The sequence below is a fragment of the Pseudomonas sp. PK-RTE-24 genome, from assembly GCF_054052265.1.
Genome location: NZ_CM133224.1, coordinates 3,714,465 through 3,738,548, shown reverse-complemented (window position 1 = coordinate 3,738,548; position 24,084 = coordinate 3,714,465). Strand labels below are relative to the sequence as shown.

The window sequence follows — 24,084 nt, the reverse complement described above, 5'->3', positions numbered from 1 at the left end:
ACGCAGAGCGTCCCTTGAGGCATTCCCACGCAGAGCGTGGGAACGATCATTGGAGAGAACGCGCTCTAGAAATCCCGCTTGTAGAAAATATCCAGCGAACTCGCCACGCCGCTCGCCGCTTCGACGTAGACCTTCTTGCTCAGTTTGTAGCGCAAGGCGATGGTGCTGGCCGGTTCGAAGACGCCGACGCCGTAGCGCAGGCTGAGTTTTTCGGAGATGTTGCCGCTGGCGACGACGCTGGTGTCGTTGCCGCTGCCCTGGGTGTCGAGCTGGAAATCCTCGATGCCCAGATCCTTGGCCAGACCACTGGTGACCCCGGCGCTGCCCATCAGGCCCAGGCCCAGCGCGGCTTGCGCGAGCATGTTGTTGTCTTCGCCATTGGTGCTCAGCGGGCGGCCCAGCACCAGGTACGACAGCGCCTGTTCCTGACTCATCGCCGGTTCGGAGAAGATCTGCGTGGTCGGCTGTTCGGCGCTGCCGCTCAGGCGAATACCGGCGATGACGTCGTCGGTCTGGCGGATCGCTTCGATGTCCAGATATGGCTGGTCGATGGGACCGGCGAACAACAGACGCGCGCGACGCACGGTCAGGCGCTGGCCATAGGCGCGATAGCGGCCGTCGTTGAGCCAGAGCTCGCCACGGGTGTCCATGTTGTCGCCGATGTGCACCTGACCTTGCAGATTGGCGGTCAGGCCGAAACCGGCAAAGCTCAGCTTGTCCTGGCCGACGATCACGTCGATGTCCATTTTCATCGCGATCGGTGGTTTGCCCTCTTCGGTCTGCGCACCAACGATGATCGTGTCGTCGGAGACTTTTACCGTCGATGGCGGCAGCTCGCGCACGGTGATTTCGCCTTTCGGCACCAGCACCTTGCCAGCAACTTTCAGCTCATCGCCGGCCATGGAAATCTTCAGATCCGGGGCCATTTCCAGTTTGGCGTAGGGCTCGACGCTGACCGGCAATTGCGTGCCCTTGAGCGCCAGATCGACCACCAGCGCCTGCCCCCAGGCGACGTTGCCGTTGAGGCTGCCCTGACCGGTCTTGCCGCTTTGCCAGCCGCCGTCCAGGCGTACCGATTCACCGGCAATCGCCGCAGTCAGTTGCAGGTTCTGCAGCTCCATCGGCAGTTCGGCGCCGGACACTTCGCCATCGCTGAGCTGCACAGTGCCGTTGACCAGCGGCGCGAGCAAACCACCGGAGATCGTGCCACTGCCGTTGAGGCGGCCGGTGAGTTTCTCGACCATCGGTACAAACGGCCGCGCCACCGACAGGTCGAGGCCAGAGAGGCGGAACGAGCCGCTCAGCGGTTTGTTCTTCGGCAGCGGATTGAGCTGCGCCTGGACCATCAATTCGCCGAGTTTGCCGCCGACAAAATTGAGCTCGGTGTCGACGCGCTTGGGCGTGAGCTTGCTGCTGAGTTTGAGGGTCTGGTAGGGGAAATCCAGCCAGCGATCCTTGTCGCGCACGCGCAGGGTGCCGCCGCTGGCGTCGACACTGACCACGCCGTTCGGGCCGCTCGCCGGCAAGTCCAGTTGCAGATCGGCGTTGAGCCGGCCCTGCCAGGCGAAGTCCTTGGGCAACCATTGCGCAAGGCTTTCGATCGGGAATTGCTTGAGGTGATAACGCAGCTTAGGCTCGGGCATCAGGCGCTGATCTTCGCCACACAGGCTGGCATTGCCGGACAGCCAGCAATGCGCGCCGAAATTGATCTGGCCGTCCGCCAGGCGCTCCAGTCTGGCCGGGCTTTGCAGCTTCCAGTCCTGGCCACCGGCCTGAATGTCGCCACTGGCCAAGCGTCCGCGCCAGTTGCCCTTGTCGAGATTGCCGTCCAGACCCAGCGCCAGTTTCAGCTTCGGCCCGATCAGGTCGAGGTTGAGTTTCTGGCTTTTGATATCGCCCTGAGCACTGGCGGTCAGGGTGCCCAGCGAGGTGTCGCCGGTCTGAATGCCGCTGCCTTTGAGATTGATCCTCGCCCGCTGCGCACTGTCGAGCGTGGCGTCGAGGTTGAGGCTTTGCAGGCGATTGTCCTGGAAGGCCAGTTGCGAACCTTGCAGATCAAGCTTGCCCTGTGGCGCCTTCAGCGTACCGGCGACGTTGATCTGGCCGTTGACCTGCCCGCGCAGTTGCGGCCAGAGCTGGGCCAGACGCGGCAGCTTGATGTCGATCTGCCCGCCGAGTTTGTCCTGCAGGCTGCCCTTGCCGTTGATGCTGTTATCGCCGAGGCGGATCTGCAGGGCGTTGAGGTTCCACCGCTCGCCAGCGCCGTCAGCCTTGGCCTGGAGGACCGCCGGCTGACCGCGCAATTTGCCTTTGAGGTCGAGGTCGGCGCTGAGGCTGAGCTGATCATTCTTCATCTCGCCCTTACTCTGCAACGGCCCGGCCAGGGTGCCCGGCAGTTCGGCGACCCAGTACGCCGGGTTGAGCGCCGACAGATCCAGCGCGGTATCCCAGGCGATGCCGTCGGCGAAGCGCACATTGACGTGCCCTTCGGCCTTGCCCTGCCCGGCCTGCATGACCAGTTGCGGCAAGGCGATCTGTTCCAGACTGCCACTGAACGGACTGCTCAAGGTGAACGCCCCGGCCGGGCCATCCAGCGCAGCGTCGAAGTTGCCGAGGTACTGACCGTCGGTGTAGGACACTTCGCCAGTGAAAGTACGCAATGCGACTTGTGGCTCGTCGATCTCCGGATAGAGCCGGTGCCACGGGAAGTCTTGCCAGTTGATATTGGCCTGGGCGCTGAGACCCTTGCTCCAGTCGACATTGCCGGTGAGCTTGAGGCTTTGCGTGTCGTTGGCGTTGAGGTCGAGCCCGGCGATCTGCGCGCCGTTGGCGTCAACCTTGCCTTTGAGCAGCAGCGCCACTGGCGATTTTTCGGCGGGCAGCGTGGCGTTGCCGAGCAGTTGGTAACCGTTTTTCAGGTCGCCTTCGCCCGTGAGCACAAGCTGATTGAATTGCAGGGTGTCCGGCAGATCGGCGCTCGGCTTGAACGCATCGCTGGTGATGCGCAGCTTGGCCGGGAGGTTTTCCGCCAGCGCTTGCAGCTCGCCGTTCAACTGGCCGTCGAGGTAGCCGCGGCTCTCGGCGTGCAGGTTGAGGGTTTTCAGCAGATCACCTTCAACTTTCAGCGCCAGCGTCCACGGCTCGCTGCCGGGAGACGGCAAAGTCAAATCGCCCTGAATCGTCAGCGGCCAGTTGCCGCTCGGTTGCAGCAGGCCGGACAGGTTCAGGCTGAGCTCGTCGCGCTGCAATTTCACGCTGTCGATCTGCAGCCCCTGAGCGGTCCAGTGCGCCGCCAGTTGCAAGCCCTTGAGCTGTTCGCTGCCGTTGAACAACAGGCTGCCCACCTCGACGTCGCCCAATTCGATGGCCAACGGCAATTGCAGGTCCGACAGTTTGATCGGGCCGCTCTCGGTGGTTTCTTCGCTCGGCGGGAATTGCAGGATCACCTGATCGGCCTTGAGCTGATCGATGCACAAGGTCATGCGCGTCAGGCACAGCGGCGACCAGGCGAAGATTGCCTTGTTCAGCTCGACGCGGCTTGTGTCCTGCTGCCACACCAGGTGATCGGCACTCCACTGCCCAGCGAGGCGACCGTGGAAATTCTCCACGGTCAAGCCGGGCACAAGGCCCAGCGCCCAACGACTGCCGGCCTGCGTGCCAAGCAGTGCGGCCAGGCTCAAGACGATCAACAAGACCAGCGCCAACAAAGTCAGCGCCGTTATTTTCACACCACGCTTCACAGCTCAGGCCCCATGGAAAAGTGCAGCCGGATGCCGCCGTCGTCGTCCAGCGCATGGGCCAGGTCAAGGCGGATCGGCCCGACCGGAGAGACCCAGCGCACACCTACACCGACCCCGGTCTTGAGGTCGGGCAGTTCGAGTTTGTTGAAAGAGTTGCCTTGGTCGACGAAGGTCGCGACCCGCCATTTCTCGGCGATCGAATACTGATACTCGACGCTGCCGGCAATCATGTAGCGGCCACCGATGCGGTCGCCGTCAGAGTTTTTCGGCGACAGGCTCTGATAGTCGTAACCGCGCACGCTCTGATCGCCACCGGCAAAGAAGCGCAGCGACGGCGGAATCGAGTTGTAGCCGTTGGTGGCGCTGCCGCCGACCTGCACGCGGCCGAGCAGGCGGTGCTTGTCGAACACCGTGGTCAGGCCCTTGACCAGCGCGGTGCCGTATAAAAGGTTGTTGTCCGAACCGAGGCCTTCCTTGGCCACTTTGCTTTCGAAGCTCAGGCGATAGCCGTTACGCGGGTCGATGCGGTTGTCGCTTTTCAGATAGGAATAACTGATGCCGGGCATGAGCAACGTGCTCAGGCCGGAGTCGTCGCCGAGTTCGTATTCTTCACGTTGCCATTTCAGCGAGATCACCCGCTGCCAGCCGCTGGGCAACTTGCTGTGCCATTCCGGGCCGAAAGTCAGCAGTTTGCTGAGGGTGTCGGAGCCTTCGATGTCTTCGAACTGATAGCCGCCGGCCCAGCGCAGTTTGTCGGTCAATGGCGGGTCGAGCGGGATGTCGTAGAACAGCCCGACGTTCTGCCGGGGCGCCGAGAGCTCGGCCTCCCAGCCATAGCTGTCGCCCTGCGGGTTGACCCAGTGACGCGTCCAGTTGGCCTTGATCCGTGGCCCGACGTCGGTCGAATAACCGAGGCCCAGGCCCATCGTGCGCGGCTTGCGCGTATCGAGTTTGACGGCGACCGGAATCACATCGTTCTGCGCTGCCGTCGGTGCCGCGTCGACGCGCACGCCTTCGAAATAGCCGCTCGATTGCAGATCGCGATTGAGTTCGGCGATCAGTTCCGAATCGTAAGGCTCGCCTGCCTTGAACGGCACCATGCGTTGCAGCAGGTCTTCGTCGAAGGGCGTGTCGCCCTCGAAACTGACTTTGCCCAGCGCATAGCGCGGGCCGCTGTCGTAGATCAATTCGATGTCGGCCACGCCCGCGCGGGGATCGACCATGAGTTTCTGGCTGGTGAAATGACCGCTGAAGTAACCGAAGCGCGAGGCCTGATTCTGGATCACGCGCTTGGCGTCTTCGTAACGGCCATGGTTGAGCACGGCGCCGGACTTGAGCAGGTCGCTTTTCGGCACGCGAAAGGATTTCAGCGAGGCCGCCGGGCCGTCGACGCGCACGGTGACGTTGCGCAGGCGAATCGGCTCGCCGGGATCGATGTTCAACACCAGACGCGGTTTTTCTCCGCCCTTGATGTCACTGTCGATCTGCGGCTGGTAGTAGCCCAGCGCCTGAGCCGCTTTGCGCGCCTGCTCTTCGGCGCCGCGACTGAAACGCAGCAAGGCTTCTTCGTCGCGATCGCCGAGGCTGCCGATATAGCCTTCTATATTGGCCTTGAGTTCATCGTTGGACGGCTTGATCCGTACATCCAATTCACTTTGCGCCAGCGCCGCGCAGCTGGATAACAGCATCAGCACGCCGCTGGTAAATCTTCGTGGAAACTTCATAGGCGCGGATGCTATCACGGGCTCGGGAGCCTGATAGAACAGGTAATTTGTGAAGAAGTTCGATCATTATCCCGTTGCTGTTTGTAACACCTGCGGATTGGCGTGGAAAAATACGTGTTCGCGCACCGGCCCGACGGCAACCTCGCCGATCTCCTGATAACCCTGCCTTTTATAGAATTCCAGGTAGCGCGGGTTGCCAGTGTCGAGCACCACGCCTTGCGATGTTTCATCGACGGCGCACCAGTTGTGCACGGCAGTGAGCAATTGTTCGCCGTAATGCTTGCCCTGAAACTGCGGGTGAACGCCGAGCAACGGCAGCATGTGCACCGAATCACCCGGCACGCATGCAGCAACGGCATCGTGGTATTCCAGATAACGCCGGGTGCAGCGAAAACCGGTGCTGAGCACCATGCGCAGGCGCCATGCCCAGCTTTCGGTAACGCCCAGGCGCCGTTGCGGCGGTGCGATCAGGGCGATGCCGATCAAGCGATCGTTGACCAACAGGCCGATTGCCGGCAGGTCCTGGAGAAAATGCTGTTTGACCAGCTCGCGCACCGTGGCGCGCACCCGTTGTTCATAGCCGGGACGTTCGGCTTCGAACAGGTAGCCGAAGGTCGGCTCGTGGCGATAGGCCTGATACAGCAACGAGCGGGCTTCGCGCGAATAGCCGCGGTCGAGCATGTGGATGTCGGCAACGGCGGTCTGGGTTTCAGGCATTGCAGTGATTCTCCCCGGGGGCGCGCTCGGAGGCTGGCGCGCTTGTTGGTACGAACCTTGGGCGGATGTGGTGGTTCCCCTGACAGGTATAGACCAAGTCGGGATCTTCATCGATCTCGCCGGCCTCTTCGCGAGCAGGCTCGCTCCCACAGAGGCGCTGCATAGGGCATCACAAATCCCACAGGCCAAAATGATTTGTCCCACACTGGCCCATCTCCCCCATGTCAGCTAGCATCGCCCTTTTGCCAGGACTGCCGACCATGAAGATTGTTTCCTTCAACATCAACGGACTGCGTGCCCGTCCGCATCAGCTGGCAGCGCTGATCGAAAAACATCAGCCCGACGTGATCGGCCTGCAGGAAACCAAGGTCCACGACGACCAGTTCCCCCTGGATGACATACGCGCCCTCGGCTATCACGTGCACTTCCATGGCCAGAAGGGCCATTACGGTGTCGCCCTGCTCTCGCGCAACGAACCGATCGCCATCCATAAAGGCTTCGCCACCGATGAAGAAGACGCGCAGCGGCGCTTTATCTGGGGCACTTTTGCCGATGCCAACGGCGTGCCGGTGACGATCATGAACGGCTATTTCCCACAAGGTGAAAGCCGTGACCATCCAACCAAATTCCCCGCCAAGGAGCGTTTCTACAGCGACCTGCAAGCGCTGCTGGAAAGCCAGTTCCACAATGAACAGCCACTGGTGGTGATGGGTGATGTGAACATATCCCCGGAAGACTGCGACATCGGCATCGGCCCGGACAACATGAAGCGCTGGCTGAAAACCGGCAAATGCAGCTTCCTGCCGGAGGAGCGCGAGTGGATGGCGCGCCTGAAAAACTGGGGCCTGACCGACAGCTACCGTCACCTCAATCCCGACGTGAGCGACATGTTCAGCTGGTTCGACTACCGCAGCCGTGGCTTTGAAGATGAGCCCAAACGCGGCCTGCGCATCGATGTAATTCTGGCTTCCCATGGCCTGCTGCCACGGGTCAAGGACGCCGGCGTGGACTACGAACTGCGCGGCATGGAAAAGCCATCGGACCATGCGCCGATCTGGCTTGAGCTGGCCTGAGGGAATTTTCATTGTGGGAGCGAGCCTGCTCGCGAATGCGGTGGATCAGCGACGAATTTTTCGACTGACACGGCGCCTTCGCGAGCAGGCTCGCTCCCACAGGTAATCCCCTGTCATATTTCGGTCACGCGCCTGACTTAATCTCCCCGGCAATCCCCTTGGCTTGATTCGGTGCCGGCATGACCCTGCGTGTTCTCTGCATTTTCCTGTTGAGTGGCTGGTTGTCGATCTACGCCGCCGCCCTGCCGATCCCCGAAAACGGCCCGGCTCTACGCATTCAGGGCTCCAACACCATCGGTGCCGATCTGGGTCCGGCGCTGGTCGAAGGCCTGTTGCAGCAACAAGGCCTGCTGAAAATCCACCGCGAAACCCCGGACACCGCCAACGAACAACGCATCGTCGGCCAGACCGCACAAGGGCAACGCGTGATCATCGAAGTTGCCGCTCACGGTTCCAGCACCGGTTTCGCTGCGTTGAAAAACGCCAGCGCCGATCTGGCCGCCTCTTCCCGTGAGATGAAGGACAGCGAACTGCTTGCCCTGCAAACCCTCGGCGATCTGAAAAGCCCGGCGGCCGAGCAAGTCATCGCCATCGACGGTCTGGCGATCATCCTCAACCCTTCCAATCCGTTACAGCAGTTGAACACCGAGCAACTGGCGCGGATTTTTGCCGGCGAAGTGAAAACCTGGGAAGAACTCGGTGGCCGTGGCGGCGCCATTCATTTATATGCGCGGGATGATCAGTCGGGAACATACGACACCTTCAAGGAACTGGTCCTGAGCCGGCGTGGGAAAAGTCTGAGCAGCGCGGCGAAACGTTTCGAATCCAGCGAGCAATTGTCCGATGCAGTCAGCAACGATCCGCAAGGTATCGGCTTCATCGGCTTGCCCTATGTGCGTCAAGCCAAAGCCGTGGCGATTGCCGACGGCGCGTCGCAAGCGATGCTGCCGCTGAACAGCCTGATCGCCACCGAAGACTATCCGCTGTCGCGGCGCTTGTTCTTTTATCTACCGCCGGACATCCAGAATCCGTGGGCGCAGGCGTTGGCAACGTTCGCGCAAAGTCCACAGGGACAGGCGATCGTCGCGACCAGCGGTTTTGTCAGCCAGACCGTGCAGGCCATGAGCGTGGCGCCGAATGCGCTGATGCCAGAGGGTTATCAATCTCTCAGCCGGCATGCCCAGCGTCTGACAGTGAATTTCCGTTTTGCCGAGGGCAGCGCCAGTCTGGACAACAAGGCGCGGCAGGATCTGGCGCGGGTGCTCGACTATATAAAGCGCAATGGCAAGACCGAACGGGCGGTGACGCTGGTGGGGTTTGGTGATTTGAAGGATGACCCGGCGCGGGCTGATCTACTGTCGAAGCTGCGAGCAATGGCGGTGCGGCGCGAGCTGGTCAAAAACGGTGTGGTCATGCGCGAGGTGCGTGGCTTTGGCGCGCTGATGCCGGTGGCGACCAACAGTGCGGATGAGGGGCGGATCAAGAATCGGCGGGTTGAGGTTTGGGTGTATTGATCCTGATGTCGATGTGCTGAGTGTACAGGCCCTTTCGCGAGCAGGCTCGCTCCCACATTGGATCTGTGGCGTGCACAAATCTTGTGGGAGCGAGCCTGCTCGCGAATGAGGCGACGCGGTGTTACTGGCCGCTACGCATCATCTCCTTCGGCACATACTTGCCGATCTCGAACTTGCCGATCGCCGCGCGGTGCACTTCGTCCGGGCCGTCGGCCAGACGCAGGGTGCGCTGCATCGCATACATATAGGCCAGCGGGAAATCGTTCGACACCCCTGCCCCGCCATGCATCTGGATAGCGCGGTCGATCACCCGCAGGGCGACATTCGGCGCGACGACTTTGATCTGCGCAATCTCGCTTTTCGCCACTTTGTTGCCGACGGTGTCCATCATGTACGCCGCTTTCAACGTCAGCAGACGCGCCATGTCGATCTCCATCCGCGAGTCGGCGATCTTGTCGATGTTGCCACCCAGACGCGCCAGCGGTTTGCCGAATGCGGTGCGGCTCACCGAGCGTTTGCACATCAGTTCCAGCGCACGCTCGGCCATGCCGATCGAACGCATGCAGTGGTGAATGCGGCCTGGGCCAAGGCGACCCTGAGCGATTTCGAAGCCGCGTCCTTCACCGAGCAGGACGTTTTCGTACGGCACGCGAACGTTGTCGAACAGCACTTCGGCGTGACCGTGCGGTGCGTCGTCGTAGCCGAACACCGGCAGCGGACGGACGATTTTCACCCCGGGGGTGTCGACCGGCACGAGAATCATCGAGTGCTGGGCGTGACGCGGCGCGTCGGGGTTGCTCAGGCCCATGAAAATCAGGATCTTGCAGCGCGGATCGCAGGCGCCGGAAGTCCACCATTTCTTGCCGTTGATCACCCACTGATCGCCATCACGCACAGCACGGGCGGCCATGTTGGTCGCGTCGGAAGACGCCACGTCAGGCTCGGTCATGGCGAACGCCGAACGGATCTCGCCGCGCAGCAGCGGCTCGAGCCAGCGCTGTTTCTGCTCTTCGTTGGCGTAGCGCACCAATACTTCCATGTTGCCGGTGTCCGGCGCCGAGCAGTTGAACGGCTCCGGCCCCAGAAGGGAACGGCCCATGATTTCCGCCAATGGCGCATATTCGAGGTTGCTCAGGCCGGCGCCCAGCTCGGACTCAGGCAGAAACAAATTCCACAGACCCTCAGCCTTGGCCTTGGCCTTGAGCTCTTCCATGATTGCGGTCGGCTGCCAGCGATCGCCCTCGGCGACCTGGCGTTCGAACACCGCTTCGGCCGGGTAAACGTAAGTGTCCATGAACGCGGTCACGCGCTCACGCAGTTCTTGCACCTTGGGCGAATAAGCGAAATCCATGGGTAGTTACCTTCTCGGGCAGAGGTTGTTCAAGTCATGCAATCGATGCTAGAACAGCGCTGATCATTTACCTAGCCTATTCTCGGCGTGTATAAACATTCATCACCAATATATGATCCGCTGATCGTCAGCCCCAAAACACTTGCACTTAATAACAAGAGAAGCCGCGTTATGAATCTGAGCAAGGTCGACCTGAACCTTTTCATCGTCTTCGACGCGATCTACACGGAAGCCAACCTGACCCGCGCCGGGCAGATTGTCGGCATCACCCAGCCGGCGGTGTCCAATGCCCTGGCGCGGTTGCGCGAAACCTTCAACGACCCGCTCTTCGTGCGTACCGCTCAGGGCATGGTGCCCACGCCGATGGCGCAGAACATCATCGGCCCGGTGCGCAACGCCCTGTCGCTGCTGCGCGTGTCGGTGCAGGAAAGCCGCATCTTCAACCCGGCGCAGGCGGCCAAGACTTACCGCATCAGCATGACCGATTTGACGGAGGCAATCATTCTGCCGCCCTTGTTCCAGCGTCTGCGCCGCCTGGCGCCGACGGTGATCATCGAAAGCTTTCTGTCCAAGCGCCGGGAAACCACCAAGGAACTGGCCGCCGGGCGTCTGGATTTCGCCGTGGATGCGCCGCTCAACACCGACCCGCAGGTACGCCACGTCAAGCTGATGGACGACCGTTACGTCTGCGCCATGCGCAAGGGCCATCCAATGGCGGGCAAGGAAAAACTCAGCCTCGATGACTATTTGTCGCTGACTCACATCCATATTTCCAGCCGCCGCAGCGGGCTGGGCTATGTCGATCTGGCGCTGGGCAAAATGGGCATCCAGCGCAAGATCGCCCTGCGCTCGCAGCACTATTTGATGGCTTCGCAAGTGATGCAGCAGACCGACATGGTCATGACCGTGCCGGAACGCTTCGCCCGCCGCCATGATCTGCAATCGTTCAATTTGCCGGTGAATGATGTGCCCTCGGTGGAAACGCACCTGTATTGGCATGAGAGCACTGACCAGGACCCGGCCAACCGCTGGATGCGCGAGCAGATGATCGAGTTGTGCCAACAGGTGACGGCGCAGGAGAAGAAGCTGGAGAAGGTGTAGGGCTTATTACCGCGTTATCGTTCTTCGCGAGCAGGCTCGCTCCCACAATGAATTGCATTTCATCTGAAGGAACGCGGTCGAATGTGGGAGCGAGCCTGCTCGCGAAGAGGCCTGTACAGACACCCCAAAACCATCCCGCTTGACGTAAACGTAAACCACCGATTAGCTTAGCGCCATGCCCCTTTTCCGAGCGCTTTCATGAGCAGTCAGACCTACAGCATTTCCGACCTCGCCCGCGAGCTGGACATCACCACCCGGGCGATCCGCTTTTATGAAGAGCAAGGCCTGCTCAGCCCCGAGCGTCGTGGCCAGGAACGTATCTATTCGCCGCGCGACAAGGTCACTCTGAAGCTGATCCTGCGCGGCAAGCGCATCGGTTTTTCCCTTGCCGAATGCCGCGAGCTGATCGAACTCTATGATCCGTCCGGCGGTAACACCAAACAGCTCAACAGCATGCTGGCGAAAATCAGCGAACGCCGCGAACAGCTCGAACAGCAGTTGCTGGATATCGAACAGATGAAGCTCGAGCTGGACACTGCTGAAGAGCGCTGCGTGCAGGCGTTGGAGCAGACGCTCAAGAGCCAGCAGGCGGTCTAGCCAACACTGGCGCCCCTGTGGGAGCGAGCCTGCTCGCGAATGCATTCTGTCATCCAACATTAACGGTGACTGATCCACCGCTTTCGCGAGCAGGCTCGCTCCCACAGGGTTCTTCGTGAACTAAAAAAACAGGCAGGTCCCACCCATGTCCCTCCCCTCCCAAGTACGCCTGATCGAAGTCGGCCCGCGCGATGGCCTGCAGAACGAAGCCCAACCGATCAGCGTGGCTGACAAGGTGCAACTGGTCGATGCCCTGAGCGCCGCCGGGCTCGGCTACATCGAAGTCGGCAGTTTCGTCTCGCCGAAATGGGTGCCGCAGATGGCCGGCTCCGCCGAGGTGTTTGCGCAGATCCAGCGCAAACCCGGCGTGACCTACGGCGCGCTGGCGCCGAACTTGCGCGGCTTTGAAGACGCGCTCGCCGCCGGGGTCAAGGAAGTCGCGGTGTTCGCCGCCGCCTCCGAGGCGTTCTCGCAGCGCAACATCAATTGCTCGATCAACGAAAGCCTGGCGCGGTTTGCGCCGATCATGGAGGCCGCCAAACAACACGGCGTTACCGTGCGCGGTTACGTTTCCTGTGTGCTGGGCTGCCCGTATGAAGGCACGGTCGCGCCGGAGCAAGTGGCGATGGTCGCGCGCGAGCTGTACGCGATGGGCTGCTACGAAGTGTCGCTGGGCGACACCATCGGCACCGGCACGGCGGGCGCGACCCGGCGCCTGTTCGAGGTGGTCTCGGCGCAGGTACCACGGGACAAGCTTGCCGGGCATTTCCACGACACCTATGGCCAGGCCATGGCCAATATCTACGCCAGCCTGCTCGAAGGCATTGCGGTGTTCGACAGCTCTATCGCCGGCCTTGGCGGCTGCCCTTACGCCAAAGGCGCGAGCGGTAACGTCGCGACCGAAGACGTGGTGTACCTGCTGGATGGCTTGGGCATCGAGACCGGTATCGACCTGGACGCCTTGATTGCTGCGGGCCAGCAGATCAGTGCAGTGCTCGGCCGTCCAAGCGGTTCGCGAGTGGCCAAGGCACGCAGCGCGCAGTGAGGTGTTACCGCTGGGTCAGTGCTGTGGGCAAAAGCGAGTAACACGGAAACAAATTGTCTGGCTTTGCCCTGGGGTGAAAAAGCCCGAAAAACTTAAATCACTGATTTATAAGACTTTTTAAAAGTTGGCACGACACCTGCTATCTCTATGGCATAACAAGAATAAAAAGCCGCAAACCAATAAAAACAAGACGAAACGACTCTGACATAACAAGAACAACACGGCAGAGACGCAGCTAACAGATTTTTTTGGAGAAGGTGTGCTTTTCAGGGTGCTCTCAGGAGTGACCCGCAACCGGGCAGAGAACAATAAAACTACCTTCAGGTAGCTCCCGAATCGGTTGGATCGTTAAACGAGAAAGCAGATCAGCGCTCAAAAAAATACGTTTGCTCTTGACCCCGGATGGGGGTCGCCAAAAAGCTGTACAGGGCCACGGTTGCCAAAAACAACAACAGACCGACCCTCAATAATAAAAAGAGCACGCAACGACAAATTAAAGGGGAGCTTCGGCTCCCCTTTGTGCTTTCTGCAATTCCTGAATCCCCCGATCCCTGTGGGAGCTGGCTTGCCAGCGATTGCGGTAGAACATTCAACATTGATGCTGGCTGACCTGACGCCATCGCTGGCAAGCCAGCTCCCACAGGGTTTAGGTTACCGCTCGGTTATTTTCAGCTCCTCGATACTGATCTCACGCATCCTGAATTTCTGGATCTTGCCCGTCACCGTCATCGGAAACGCGTCGACGAATCTGAAGTAACGCGGTGTCTTGAAATGGGCGATGCGTTCCTTGCACCAGGCTTGCAGCTCCAGCTCCGAGGCGCTATGGCCGGGGTGGAATTTGATCCAGGCGACGATTTCCTCACCATAGCGCGAGCACGGAATGCCGATCACCTGCACGTCCGCCACCGCCGGATGGGTGAAGAAGAATTCCTCCAGCTCACGGGGATAAACGTTCTCCCCGCCACGAATGATCATGTCCTTGTTACGCCCGGCGATGTTGACGTAACCCTCCTCGTTCATGCTCGCCAGGTCGCCGGTGTGCATCCACCCCGCCTCATCGATGGCTTCGGCAGTAGCCTGCGGGTTGTTCCAGTAGCCGAGCATCACGCTGTAACCGCGCGTGCACAATTCGCCAATGGTGCCGCGCGGCACAAGGTTGCCGGCGGTGTCGATGATCTTGCTTTCCAGTTGCGGCTGGGTGCGGCCGACCGTGGTGACACGCAACTCCAGCTCATCCGCTGGCCCGGTCTGCAGCGACACCGGACTGGTTTCGGTCATGCCGTAGGCGATCTGCACTTCGCTCATGTGCATTTCGTTGATGACCCGGCGCATGACCTCGATCGGACAGGTCGCGCCGGCCATGATCCCGGTGCGCAGGCTCGACAGGTCGAAGGTCTGCCGCTGCGGCTGATCGAGCATGGCGATAAACATGGTCGGCACACCGTACAGCGCCGTGGCTTTTTCTTCGGCCACCGCTTGCAGGGTCAGCGCCGGATCGAAAGCGTCATTGGGGTAAATCATCGTGCTGGCGTGGGTGACGCAACCGAGGTTGCCCATGACCATGCCGAAGCAGTGATACAGCGGCACCGGAATCACCAGACGATCGGCAGTCGTCAGGCCGAGGCTTTCGCCGACCATGTAGCCGTTGTTGAGAATGTTGTAGTGACTGAGGGTCGCGCCTTTGGGGAAACCGGTAGTGCCGGAGGTGTACTGGATGTTCACCGGTTGATCGAAATGCAGACTGGCGCTGCGTTCGCGCAATTGATCGGGCGAGACGCTGACGGCCAGATCGCTGAGCTGCGACCACGGCAGAAAACCCGGCGGCGGATTGGCATCGAGGCTGATCACGCCGCGCAACTCCGGCAGGCGTTCGCTACGCAGCTGACCGATGGCGTGCTCGGCCAATTCTGGCGCCAGGCTCTGGAGCATTTCGTGGTAATTCGAGGTTTTGAACGCTCCGGCACAGACCAGCCACTGGCAGCCGGATTGCTTGAGCACGTACTCGAGTTCGGAGCTGCGGTAGGCAGGATTGATGTTGACCAGGATCACGCCGATCTTCGCCGTGGCGAACTGGGTGATGCACCACTGCGCGCAATTCGGCGCCCAGATGCCGAGGCGATCACCGGTCTGCAAGCCCAGTGCGAACAAGGCCCTGGCCTGCTCATCCACCGCGTCGGCCAGTTGCCGCCAGGAGTAACGCAACTGTTGATGGCGCACCACCAAAGCCTCGCCGTCCGGGTATTGCGCGACAGTCTGATCGAAGCGCTGACCGATGGTCATCGCCAGCAGGGCTTTGTCCTGAGAGCCACGGGTGTAGCTGCGCTGCGGGTTTGCACTGGGTAGATCCATGACGACCCCTATTGTCTTTATTAGTGGGTTTTCCCGGTTTTGAATCCCTGTGGGAGCGAGCCTGCTCGCGAATACGCTGCGTCATTCAGCCTTGAGGGCGACTGATACAGCGCTTTCGCGAGCAGGCTCGCTCCCACCAGAAACAAACCGATATCTGATCCTGAACTGTCCTTACTCTCGCCCAAGTTGACGCTTACGTAAAGCCGATTGACAGTCGAACTGTGGAAGCTTTACGTTAACGTAAAGCTGAACGCCGATTCGTCGTGCGCTCCACCCGATAAAAAAGCCAAAAGGTGCCTCATGAGCTATCCATCCCTGAATTTCGCCCTCGGTGAAACCATCGACATGCTGCGCGATCAGGTGCAGTCCTTCGTCGCCGATCAGATCGCCCCGCGTGCCGCGCAGATCGACCACGACAACCTGTTCCCCGCCGACATGTGGCGCAAATTCGGTGACATGGGCCTGCTCGGCATCACCGTGCCGGAGGAGTACGGCGGCGCAGGTCTGGGTTACCTCGCGCATGTGGTGGCGATGGAAGAAATCAGCCGTGGCTCGGCGTCGGTGGCGTTGTCCTATGGCGCGCACTCCAACCTTTGCGTCAACCAGATCAACCGCAACGGCAACCACGAACAGAAAACCAAATACCTGCCGAAGCTGATCAGCGGCGAGCACGTCGGCGCCCTGGCGATGAGCGAGCCCAACGCCGGCTCCGATGTGGTCTCGATGAAGCTGCGCGCCGACAAACGCGGCGATCACTTCGTACTCAACGGCAGCAAAACCTGGATCACCAACGGCCCTGACGCCAATACGTACGTGATCTACGCCAAGACCGATCTGGAAAAAGGCCCGCACGGCATTACTGCATTCATCGTCGAGCGTGACTGGAAAGGCTTCAGCCGCAGCAACAAGTTCGACAAGCTTGGCATGCGTGGCTCCAACACCTGCGAGCTGTTTTTCGATGACGTCGAAGTACCGGAGGAAAACATCCTCGGCGTGCTCAACGGTGGCGTGAAAGTGCTGATGAGCGGCCTCGATTACGAACGCGTGGTGCTTTCCGGTGGCCCGACCGGGATCATGCAGTCGTGCATGGACCTGATCGTGCCGTACATCCACGACCGCAAGCAGTTCGGCCAGAGCATCGGCGAATTCCAGCTGATCCAGGGCAAAGTTGCCGACATGTACACCCAGCTCAATGCCAGCCGCGCCTATCTGTACGCGGTGGCCCAGGCCTGCGAGCGCGGCGAAACCACGCGCAAGGACGCTGCCGGGGTGATCCTCTACACCGCCGAACGCGCCACGCAAATGGCCCTCGACGCGATCCAGATTCTCGGCGGTAACGGCTACATCAACGAATTCCCCGCCGGCCGCCTGCTGCGCGACGCCAAGCTCTACGAAATCGGCGCAGGCACCAGCGAGATCCGCCGCATGCTGATCGGCCGCGAACTGTTCAACGAGACGAAATGAATTTCGTCAGCTGCAAGCCGCAAGCGACAAGCTGCAAGAGAACCACGCTCTTGCCCCAACTTGCAGCTTGCCGCTTGTAGCTAGAAGCTGCTTACGGAGTAAGCCCCATGATTCTGCACACTCAGCTCAACCCGCGCTCGGCGCAGTTCGCCGCCAACAGTGCGGCGATGCTCAAACAGGTCGACGCGCTGCACACCTTGCTCGCTCAAGTCGCGCAGGGTGGCGGTGTCAAAGCTCAGGAACGCCACACCTCGCGGGGTAAATTGCTGCCGCGCGAGCGCATCAATCGCTTGCTCGATCCGGGCTCGCCGTTTCTCGAAATCAGCCAACTGGCGGCTCACGCCGTGTATGGCGAAGACGTGCCGGCTGCCGGGGTGATCGCCGGCATCGGCCGCGTCGAATGCGTGGAGTGCATGATCGTCGCCAACGATGCGACGGTGAAAGGTGGCTCGTATTACCCGCTCACCGTGAAGAAGCACCTGCGTGCGCAGACCATCGCCCAGCAGAATCGCCTGCCGTGCATTTATCTGGTGGACTCGGGCGGCGCCAACCTGCCGCGTCAGGACGAAGTGTTTCCGGATCGCGAGCATTTCGGGCGGATATTCTTCAATCAGGCCAACATGAGCGCCATGGGCATCCCGCAGATCGCCGTGGTGATGGGTTCGTGCACCGCTGGCGGCGCGTATGTGCCGGCGATGGCGGACGAGGCGATCATGGTGCGCAACCAGGCGACGATTTTCCTCGCCGGCCCGCCGCTGGTAAAAGCCGCGACCGGCGAAGTGGTCAGCGCCGAAGACCTCGGCGGCGCCGATGTGCACTGCAAGACCTCCGGCGTGGCCGACCATTACGCCGAGAACGACGAACACGCCCTCGCCCTCGCCCGCCGCAGCGTCGCCAACCTCAACTGGCGCAAGCTCGGCGAGGTGCAGCAACGCACACCGATCGCGCCGCTGTACGCCAGCGACGAGTTGTACGGCGTGGTTCCGGCTGACGCCAAGCAGCCATTCGATGTGCGCGAAGTGATTGCGCGGCTGGTCGACGGCTCAGTGTTCGATGAGTTCAAAGCCCTCTTCGGCACCACGCTGGTCTGCGGTTTCGCTCACTTGCACGGCTATCCGATCGCGATTCTGGCGAACAACGGCATCCTCTTCGCCGAAGCTGCGCAGAAAGGCGCGCACTTCATCGAACTGGCCTGCCAGCGCGGCATCCCGCTGCTGTTTCTGCAGAACATCACCGGTTTCATGGTCGGCCAGAAATACGAGGCCGGCGGCATCGCCAAGCACGGCGCGAAACTGGTGACCGCGGTGGCCTGCGCCAAGGTGCCGAAATTCACCGTGATCATCGGCGGCAGCTTCGGTGCCGGCAACTACGGTATGTGCGGGCGCGCTTACGATCCGCGTTTTCTGTGGATGTGGCCGAACGCGCGGATTGGCGTGATGGGCGCCGAACAGGCCGCCGGCGTCCTGGTGCAGGTCAAACGCGAACAAGCCGAACGCAGCGGTCAGGCGTTCAGCGCCGAGCAGGAGACCGAGATCAAGCAGCCGATTCTTGATCAGTACGAAGAACAGGGTCACCCCTATTATTCCAGCGCAAGGCTGTGGGATGACGGCGTCATCGACCCGGCGCAGACCCGCGATGTACTGGCCCTGGCCTTGTCCGCGTCGCTGAACGCGCCAATCGAACCGAGCCGCTTCGGCGTGTTCCGGATGTGATGTTTTTTTGTGGGAGCGAGCCTGCTCGCGAATGCGCTCTGTCAGGCAGCGGATAGATCGACTGATACCCCGCTTTCGCGAGTAGGCTCGCTCCCACAAGAACCGTGGAGACGGATGAATATGAGCGACTTCAATACCCTCGAACTGCAAAACGACCCACGCGGTTTCGCGACGCTGTGGCTAAATCGCGCGGAGAAAAACAACGCGTTCAACGCCGAGATGATCCGCGAACTGATCCTCGCCCTCGACAAGGTCGCCAGCGATTCGAACCTGCGTTTCCTGCTGCTGCGCGGGCGTGGCAAGCATTTCAGTGCCGGTGCCGACCTGGCCTGGATGCAGCAATCGGCGGAACTCGATTACCACACCAATCTTGACGATGCCCGCGAACTGGCCGAGCTGATGTACAACCTCGCCAAGCTGAAAATCCCCACTCTGGCTGTGGTTCAGGGCGCGGCGTTTGGTGGCGCGCTGGGCTTGATCAGTTGCTGTGACATGGCGATCGGCGCCGATGACGCGCAGTTCTGCCTGTCGGAAGTACGCATCGGCCTGGCACCGGCCGTGATCAGCCCGTTCGTGGTGCAGGCGATCGGTGAGCGTGCGGCGCGGCGCTATGCGCTGACTGCCGAGCGCTTCAGCGGGCAGCGGGCGCGGGAGATCGGCTTGCTCGCCGAAAGCTATCCTGCGGCTGAACTGGAGCAACAGGTCGAACAGTGGATCGACAACCTGCTGCTCAACAGCCCCGCGGCCATGCGCGCCAGCAAGGACTTGCTGCGCGAAGTCGGCAACGGCGCGCTGACCCCGGCCCTGCGCCGCTACACCGAAAATGCCATCGCGCGGATTCGCGTCAGCCCTGAAGGCCAGGAAGGCTTGCGCGCCTTCCTGCAAAAGCGCCCGCCGAGCTGGCAAGCCGCATCCACCAAGGAGTCGCGTTGATGAGCGCACCTGTGATTACCACCCTATTGGTGGCCAACCGCGGCGAAATCGCCTGCCGAGTGATGCGCACCGCCAAGGCCCTGGGCCTGACTACCGTCGCTGTGCACAGCACCACCGACCGCGATGCGCGGCACAGCCGTGAAGCCGATATCCGCGTGGATCTGGGCGGCAGCAAGGCTGCCGAGAGTTATCTGCAAATCGATAAATTGATCGCCGCCGCCAAGGCCAGCGGTGCCCAGGCGATTCATCCCGGCTATGGCTTTCTCTCGGAAAACGCTGGATTCGCCCGCGCCATCGAAGCCGCCGGGCTGATCTTCCTCGGCCCGCCCGCCTCGGCCATCGACGCGATGGGCAGCAAATCCGCCGCCAAGGCGCTGATGGAAAAGGCCGGTGTGCCTTTGGTGCCGGGCTATCACGGCGAAGCGCAGGACCTCGACACCTTCCGCGAAGCTTGCGAACGCATTGGTTATCCGGTGCTGCTCAAGGCCACCGCCGGTGGTGGCGGCAAGGGTATGAAGGTGGTTGAGGATGTCAGCCAACTGGCTGAAGCCCTCGCCTCGGCGCAGCGCGAAGCGCAATCGTCGTTTGGCGACTCGCGGATGCTGGTGGAAAAGTATTTGCTCAAGCCACGTCACGTGGAGATTCAGGTGTTCGCCGATCAGCACGGCAACTGCCTGTATCTCAACGAGCGCGACTGCTCGATCCAGCGCCGTCACCAGAAAGTCGTCGAAGAAGCCCCGGCGCCGGGCCTGTCGCCCGAGTTGCGCCGAGCAATGGGCGAAGCGGCCGTGCGTTCGGCGCAGGCGATCGGTTATGTCGGCGCCGGCACCGTGGAGTTTTTGCTGGATGCGCGCGGCGAGTTTTTCTTTATGGAGATGAACACGCGGCTGCAGGTCGAGCACCCGGTGACCGAAGCAATCACCGGACTGGATCTGGTCGCCTGGCAGATTCGCGTCGCCCGTGGGGAAACGCTGCCGATCACTCAGGCGCAGGTGCCGCTCAATGGTCATGCGATCGAAGTGCGTTTGTATGCCGAGGATCCGGCGAATGATTTCCTGCCGGCCACCGGGCGGCTGGACTTGTATCGCGAATCGGCACAGGGCGCGGGGCGGCGGGTGGACAGCGGCGTTGAGGAAGGTGACGAGATATCGCCCTTCTACGACCCGATGCTCGGCAAGCTGATTGCTTGGGGTGAAGATCGCGAGCAGGCGCGCTTGCGTCTGTTGAGCATGCTCGACGAGTTTGCGATTGGCGGGCTGAAGACCAACATCAATTTCCTGCGCCGGATCATCGCGCATCCGGCGTTTGCGGCGGCAGAGCTGGATACCGGGTTCATTCCGCGCTATCAGGAGCAATTGCTGCCAGCACCAGGCACGTTGAGCGATGAGTTCTGGCAGGCGGCGGCGCAGGCGTTTGCGCAGAGTCTGCCGCAGCGTGCTCGGGCGGATGATCCCGCCTCGCCCTGGTCTTGCGGTAGTGGTTTGCGCGCAGGTTTGCCGGCGCAAATCACCTTGCATTTGAGTTGCGAGGGACAGGATCGCGCGCTGACTTTGGGCTCTGCGGCCTCTGCGACACTGCTGGGCGAAGCGCTGGTCGTCGAGCATGACGGCGTGCGCCGCACGTTACGGGCGATTCGTCAGGCTGGCGTGTTGTATCTGGAATGGGACGGCGAGTTGCGGCGCATCGAAGCGTTCGATCCGATCAGCGCCGTCGAGGCCAGCCACAGCCATCAGGGCGGTCTGACCGCGCCAATGAACGGCAGCATCGTGCGTGTGTTGGTCGAAACGGGACAGTCGGTTGAGGCCGGGGCGCAACTGGTAGTGCTTGAAGCCATGAAGATGGAACACAGCATCCGTGCGCCGCAGGCCGGTGTGATCAAAGCGCTGTATTGCCGGGAAGGCGATATGGTCAGTGAAGGCAGCGCTTTGGTTGAACTGGAAGAGGGATGAAATAAAAGGATCGATCCTGGCCTTGCGCGAGAATCGATCCGTTCAGTAACGCGCCGTTGCCTGAACCACTACGCCGATGATCCGGCATTCATCGGTGAGCAGGGTTTTCGGCCAGGTCGGATTGAGCGGCACCAGGTAACGCTGGCCGGCCTGTTCGTCGAGCTTGCGGAAAATCGCTTCTTCGCTGTCCGGCCACTGGGCGATCACCAGTTTGCCAGGCACTGCCTCCAACTCCGGATCGACCAGAATCAGCATGCCCTCGGCAACGCTCTGGCCGCTCGGCGCGGTCATCGAATCCCCCGTCACCGTCAGCCAGAACGCCGCACCGCCGCGAGCGTGGTAATCCGTCAGTTCGAAGCGCTGCTTCGCTGATGCTCCGGGATAGCTCGCCGCAGTGTCACGCACTTCGCACGGTGCACGCCAATCGCAAACCGGATAACGGAAGTACGGGTTGTACTTCTGCGCCAGCGGCATCTCGTCTTCCGGCGTCGGCTGCGGTTCGCGAATCACCAGAACGACTTCAAGGAAGTCCATTCCCAGCGCCTTGAGCACGCGGTTCATTTCGGTAACACCGGGTTCGCGACGCTTGTTCAGCCAATGACCGATCCCGCCCTGGGACATGCCGACGCGCTCTCCGAGCTCTGTTTGAGTGACTTTGAGTTCACTCATCTTGGCCTTGACCAACTCAATCCATTTATCCATGTGCCGCACCTTACGCGGACGTCTTCGACCGGCAAAACACATATTGTAGTATTTAAATCCTAGTCACAAATACAGGCGGTACTATCCTAGAGGAACGGACTTTCAATCGAACATGGAGTGACGTTTCATGATGAACATCAGCAGCAAAGACCTGCCCGATCTGCAAATCGACACCAGCTTCACCTCCCCTCAAGGCAATGCCGCCGCACAGCGCGCGCTGGACTACTACTTGAAACCGGCTGTTTCGAAATCCGAGACGGACGAACGTTTTTTCAATGTCAAAAACCATCTCAGCGGCGAAGAAGCGCTGGTGCATGCCTCGGACTTGTTGCGATGTGCAGCCGCCACCGCGTTCAAGGCCGCAGAAAACCTGCAAGGCACCAGTCGCGATCTGGCCTTTTCGGTGGTGCACATGGTGGATATGGCGCGGGCGATGGTCGACCATTCGATCGACAACGATGAAGTCACGGCGGACAAGGTACGGGCGGACAGGAAAGAATTTTCCCATCGCGCAGATAAAAACATTTGACTTGCAAATGATAATGATTATTATTGCAAGCAGCTGGTCGCGAGATCAGTCGATGGACCAGAGACCTTAGGTCGGTCTTCTGGACTATCTCCTCATCAGGCTAATCACGGTTTTTGACCCGGCTTTTTGCCGGGTCTTTTTTTGCCCGTTTTTCGGGCTTGTGTCTTCAGGCTAATGAAGTCTTTGGGTGCTGCAAATTCGATGGCGCGGATAATATCAAAAGAATATTGATTGGCAAGCCGAGCCCAGCCACATTGGGCGAAACTAATGGCAATCAGCACTTGAGAATCAATCGCATAGCCTCTAAGCTGCTGGCGCGTCACGGAAGACGCCCCCCGCTACACCCGCGATTCCCCTCGGTTTCAGCCCTGCCTGCGTGTAAAGTACCGGTCATAAAAATCCTGATCAGGAACCGACCATGACCGTGGCCAAATCTTCGTTCGACATCAGCGCCAATTTCGACAGCGGCAATATCCAAGTCATCGATATCAGCAACCCGCTCAGTCCCGTCCTGGCCATCCGCCCGGACACCCGCAGCGCTCATTTTCAGTGGTTCCACTTCAAGGCCAGCGGCCTGCATGTGCACCAGGAACACTGGTTTCGCCTGGTCAACGCCAGCCAATCGACCTACAGCAAAGGCTGGCCGGGCTATCAAGCGGTGGCGTCGTATGATCACGTCAACTGGTTCCGCATCCCCACCAGCTTCGAAGGCGACAGCCTGCGCTTCTGCCTCGAAGCGGAACAGACCCACGCCTGGTTCGCCTACTTCGAACCCTACAGCCGCGGCCGCCACGACTGGTTGATCGAGCAAGCGCTAAGCAAGGCTGGCACCGAATTGCTGGCGACCGGCAAAAGTGTCGAGGGCCGCGACATTCAGCTGCTGCGCAAAGGCACCGGTGCCGAAGGCCAGCGCAAAATCTGGATCATCGCCCAGCAACATCCGGGCGAGCACATGGCTGAATGGTTCATGGAAGGTGTGATCGAGCGTCTGGAACGACAGGACGATCCGGTATTGAACAAACTGCTGGCCAGCGCCGATCTGTATCTGGTGCCGAACATGAACCCGGACGGCGCGTTCCACGGCCACCTGCGCACCAATGCCATGGGGCAGGACTTGAACCGGGCCTGGCAGAACGCCAGCCAGGACATCAGCCCGGAAGTGCTATTCGTTCAGCAGCAGATGCAAAAGTATGGCGTCGATGCGTTTATCGACGTACACGGCGACGAAACCATACCTCACGTTTTCACCGCCGGCTGTGAAGGCAATCCTGGTTTTACGCCGCGCATCGAAAAGCTTGAAGAGCATTTCCGCAGCCACTTGAAGCACACCACCAAAGACTTCCAGACCACCTATGGCTACACCCGCGACGAACCGGGACAGGCCAACATGACCCTGGCCTGCAACAGCGTCGGACAGAAATACGACTGCCTGTCGCTGACCCTGGAGATGCCGTTCAAGGACCACGACGACCACCCGGACAAGATCACCGGCTGGTCGGGCAAACGTTCCAAGCAATTGGGCAAGGATGTGCTGACCACCTTCGCCGACATGGTCGACACCCTGCGCTGATCCCCTTCCCTGCA

18 protein-coding genes are annotated in these 24,084 nt (G+C 60.8%); 11 read left to right on the top strand and 7 right to left on the bottom strand.

Annotation, left to right across the window (positions count from 1 at the left end; translation table 11 throughout):
• Positions 1-65: 65 nt before the first annotated feature.
• From ACV8MC_RS16890 to ACV8MC_RS16880, 3 genes are all read right to left on the bottom strand, one after another.
• A complete protein-coding gene (locus ACV8MC_RS16890; protein ID WP_457262706.1) occupies positions 66-3,740 on the bottom strand; it encodes a translocation/assembly module TamB domain-containing protein in 3,675 nt (1,224 codons plus the stop codon).
• Positions 3,737-5,464 carry an autotransporter assembly complex protein TamA gene (locus ACV8MC_RS16885; protein WP_150741157.1) on the bottom strand — a complete coding sequence of 576 codons (1,728 nt, stop codon included), beginning with the start codon at positions 5,462-5,464 and terminating at the stop codon, positions 3,737-3,739. The genes ACV8MC_RS16890 and ACV8MC_RS16885 overlap by 4 nt, the downstream gene beginning before the upstream one ends.
• 66 nt (positions 5,465-5,530) lie before the next feature.
• On the bottom strand, positions 5,531-6,181 hold the full coding sequence (locus ACV8MC_RS16880) for a GNAT family N-acetyltransferase (RefSeq protein WP_041477100.1): 651 nt from the start codon (positions 6,179-6,181) through the stop codon (positions 5,531-5,533).
• A gap of 260 nt (positions 6,182-6,441) precedes the next feature.
• On the opposite strand from ACV8MC_RS16880, the gene xthA reads away from it, so the two are divergent.
• Complete coding sequence (gene xthA, locus ACV8MC_RS16875) at positions 6,442-7,254, top strand: exodeoxyribonuclease III (RefSeq protein ID WP_236168565.1); 813 nt, start codon at positions 6,442-6,444, stop codon at positions 7,252-7,254.
• A gap of 179 nt (positions 7,255-7,433) precedes the next feature.
• Positions 7,434-8,768, top strand: coding sequence for a substrate-binding domain-containing protein (locus tag ACV8MC_RS16870; protein ID WP_457262703.1), 1,335 nt, complete (start codon positions 7,434-7,436; stop codon positions 8,766-8,768).
• A 121-nt stretch (positions 8,769-8,889) separates the two neighbouring features.
• Here the strand turns inward: ACV8MC_RS16870 and ACV8MC_RS16865 are convergent, their stop codons facing one another.
• Entirely contained in the window at positions 8,890-10,119 is a 1,230-nt protein-coding gene (locus ACV8MC_RS16865) for an acyl-CoA dehydrogenase (RefSeq protein ID WP_024013435.1), read from the bottom strand.
• A 171-nt stretch (positions 10,120-10,290) separates the two neighbouring features.
• Here ACV8MC_RS16865 and ACV8MC_RS16860 point away from each other — a divergent pair, with 171 nt between their 5' ends.
• The 3 genes from ACV8MC_RS16860 (at position 10,291) to ACV8MC_RS16850 (ending at position 12,862) form a co-directional block, all read left to right on the top strand.
• Complete coding sequence (locus tag ACV8MC_RS16860; RefSeq protein ID WP_056788837.1) at positions 10,291-11,220, top strand: LysR family transcriptional regulator; 930 nt, start codon at positions 10,291-10,293, stop codon at positions 11,218-11,220.
• Positions 11,221-11,418: 198 nt separating this feature from the next.
• Positions 11,419-11,817 carry a MerR family transcriptional regulator gene (locus ACV8MC_RS16855; RefSeq protein WP_039763349.1) on the top strand — a complete coding sequence of 133 codons (399 nt, stop codon included), beginning with the start codon at positions 11,419-11,421 and terminating at the stop codon, positions 11,815-11,817.
• 145 nt (positions 11,818-11,962) lie between these two features.
• Entirely contained in the window at positions 11,963-12,862 is a 900-nt protein-coding gene (locus ACV8MC_RS16850; RefSeq protein WP_252886437.1) for a hydroxymethylglutaryl-CoA lyase, read from the top strand.
• 651 nt (positions 12,863-13,513) lie between these two features.
• Here the strand turns inward: ACV8MC_RS16850 and ACV8MC_RS16845 are convergent.
• Positions 13,514-15,211 (bottom strand): AMP-binding protein, encoded by a 1,698-nt coding sequence (locus tag ACV8MC_RS16845; RefSeq protein WP_457262699.1) that lies wholly within the window; start codon positions 15,209-15,211, stop codon positions 13,514-13,516.
• 300 nt (positions 15,212-15,511) lie between these two features.
• Here ACV8MC_RS16845 and ACV8MC_RS16840 point away from each other — a divergent pair, with 300 nt between their 5' ends.
• The 4 genes from ACV8MC_RS16840 (at position 15,512) to ACV8MC_RS16825 (ending at position 21,269) form a co-directional block, all read left to right on the top strand.
• Entirely contained in the window at positions 15,512-16,675 is a 1,164-nt protein-coding gene (locus ACV8MC_RS16840) for an isovaleryl-CoA dehydrogenase (protein ID WP_457262698.1), read from the top strand.
• A 107-nt stretch (positions 16,676-16,782) separates the two neighbouring features.
• On the top strand, positions 16,783-18,387 hold the full coding sequence (locus ACV8MC_RS16835) for a carboxyl transferase domain-containing protein (RefSeq protein ID WP_252886439.1): 1,605 nt from the start codon (positions 16,783-16,785) through the stop codon (positions 18,385-18,387).
• Between the two features lie 120 nt (positions 18,388-18,507).
• On the top strand, positions 18,508-19,320 hold the full coding sequence (locus tag ACV8MC_RS16830) for a gamma-carboxygeranoyl-CoA hydratase (protein ID WP_310216966.1): 813 nt from the start codon (positions 18,508-18,510) through the stop codon (positions 19,318-19,320).
• A complete protein-coding gene (locus ACV8MC_RS16825; protein ID WP_457262695.1) occupies positions 19,320-21,269 on the top strand; it encodes an acetyl/propionyl/methylcrotonyl-CoA carboxylase subunit alpha in 1,950 nt (649 codons plus the stop codon). The genes ACV8MC_RS16830 and ACV8MC_RS16825 overlap by 1 nt, the downstream gene beginning before the upstream one ends.
• Before the next feature lie 42 nt (positions 21,270-21,311).
• On the opposite strand, the gene ACV8MC_RS16820 is transcribed toward ACV8MC_RS16825, so the two are convergent.
• Entirely contained in the window at positions 21,312-21,971 is a 660-nt protein-coding gene (locus ACV8MC_RS16820; RefSeq protein WP_071172928.1) for a LexA family protein, read from the bottom strand.
• Positions 21,972-22,101: 130 nt separating this feature from the next.
• Here ACV8MC_RS16820 and ACV8MC_RS16815 point away from each other — a divergent pair, with 130 nt between their 5' ends.
• A complete protein-coding gene (locus tag ACV8MC_RS16815; RefSeq protein ID WP_236168678.1) occupies positions 22,102-22,500 on the top strand; it encodes a DUF6124 family protein in 399 nt (132 codons plus the stop codon).
• 104 nt (positions 22,501-22,604) lie between these two features.
• Here the strand turns inward: ACV8MC_RS16815 and ACV8MC_RS16810 are convergent, their stop codons facing one another.
• Complete coding sequence (locus ACV8MC_RS16810; protein ID WP_143979101.1) at positions 22,605-22,823, bottom strand: hypothetical protein; 219 nt, start codon at positions 22,821-22,823, stop codon at positions 22,605-22,607.
• Between the two features lie 95 nt (positions 22,824-22,918).
• Between ACV8MC_RS16810 and ACV8MC_RS16805 the strand changes: the two genes are divergently transcribed.
• Positions 22,919-24,070 carry a M14 family metallopeptidase gene (locus ACV8MC_RS16805; RefSeq protein WP_236168559.1) on the top strand — a complete coding sequence of 384 codons (1,152 nt, stop codon included), beginning with the start codon at positions 22,919-22,921 and terminating at the stop codon, positions 24,068-24,070.
• The last annotated feature ends 14 nt before the right edge of the window (positions 24,071-24,084 follow it).

Coding starts and splice junctions, on each gene's coding strand:
- ACV8MC_RS16885 (WP_150741157.1), bottom strand. CDS start 5,464: ATGAAGTTTCCACGAAGATTTACCAGCGGCGTGCTGATGCTGTTATCC.
- ACV8MC_RS16880 (WP_041477100.1), bottom strand. CDS start 6,181: ATGCCTGAAACCCAGACCGCCGTTGCCGACATCCACATGCTCGACCGC.
- xthA (WP_236168565.1), top strand. CDS start 6,442: ATGAAGATTGTTTCCTTCAACATCAACGGACTGCGTGCCCGTCCGCAT.
- ACV8MC_RS16870 (WP_457262703.1), top strand. CDS start 7,434: ATGACCCTGCGTGTTCTCTGCATTTTCCTGTTGAGTGGCTGGTTGTCG.
- ACV8MC_RS16865 (WP_024013435.1), bottom strand. CDS start 10,119: ATGGATTTCGCTTATTCGCCCAAGGTGCAAGAACTGCGTGAGCGCGTG.
- ACV8MC_RS16860 (WP_056788837.1), top strand. CDS start 10,291: ATGAATCTGAGCAAGGTCGACCTGAACCTTTTCATCGTCTTCGACGCG.
- ACV8MC_RS16855 (WP_039763349.1), top strand. CDS start 11,419: ATGAGCAGTCAGACCTACAGCATTTCCGACCTCGCCCGCGAGCTGGAC.
- ACV8MC_RS16850 (WP_252886437.1), top strand. CDS start 11,963: ATGTCCCTCCCCTCCCAAGTACGCCTGATCGAAGTCGGCCCGCGCGAT.
- ACV8MC_RS16845 (WP_457262699.1), bottom strand. CDS start 15,211: ATGGATCTACCCAGTGCAAACCCGCAGCGCAGCTACACCCGTGGCTCT.
- ACV8MC_RS16840 (WP_457262698.1), top strand. CDS start 15,512: ATGAGCTATCCATCCCTGAATTTCGCCCTCGGTGAAACCATCGACATG.
- ACV8MC_RS16835 (WP_252886439.1), top strand. CDS start 16,783: ATGATTCTGCACACTCAGCTCAACCCGCGCTCGGCGCAGTTCGCCGCC.
- ACV8MC_RS16830 (WP_310216966.1), top strand. CDS start 18,508: ATGAGCGACTTCAATACCCTCGAACTGCAAAACGACCCACGCGGTTTC.
- ACV8MC_RS16825 (WP_457262695.1), top strand. CDS start 19,320: ATGAGCGCACCTGTGATTACCACCCTATTGGTGGCCAACCGCGGCGAA.
- ACV8MC_RS16820 (WP_071172928.1), bottom strand. CDS start 21,971: ATGGATAAATGGATTGAGTTGGTCAAGGCCAAGATGAGTGAACTCAAA.
- ACV8MC_RS16815 (WP_236168678.1), top strand. CDS start 22,102: ATGAACATCAGCAGCAAAGACCTGCCCGATCTGCAAATCGACACCAGC.
- ACV8MC_RS16805 (WP_236168559.1), top strand. CDS start 22,919: ATGACCGTGGCCAAATCTTCGTTCGACATCAGCGCCAATTTCGACAGC.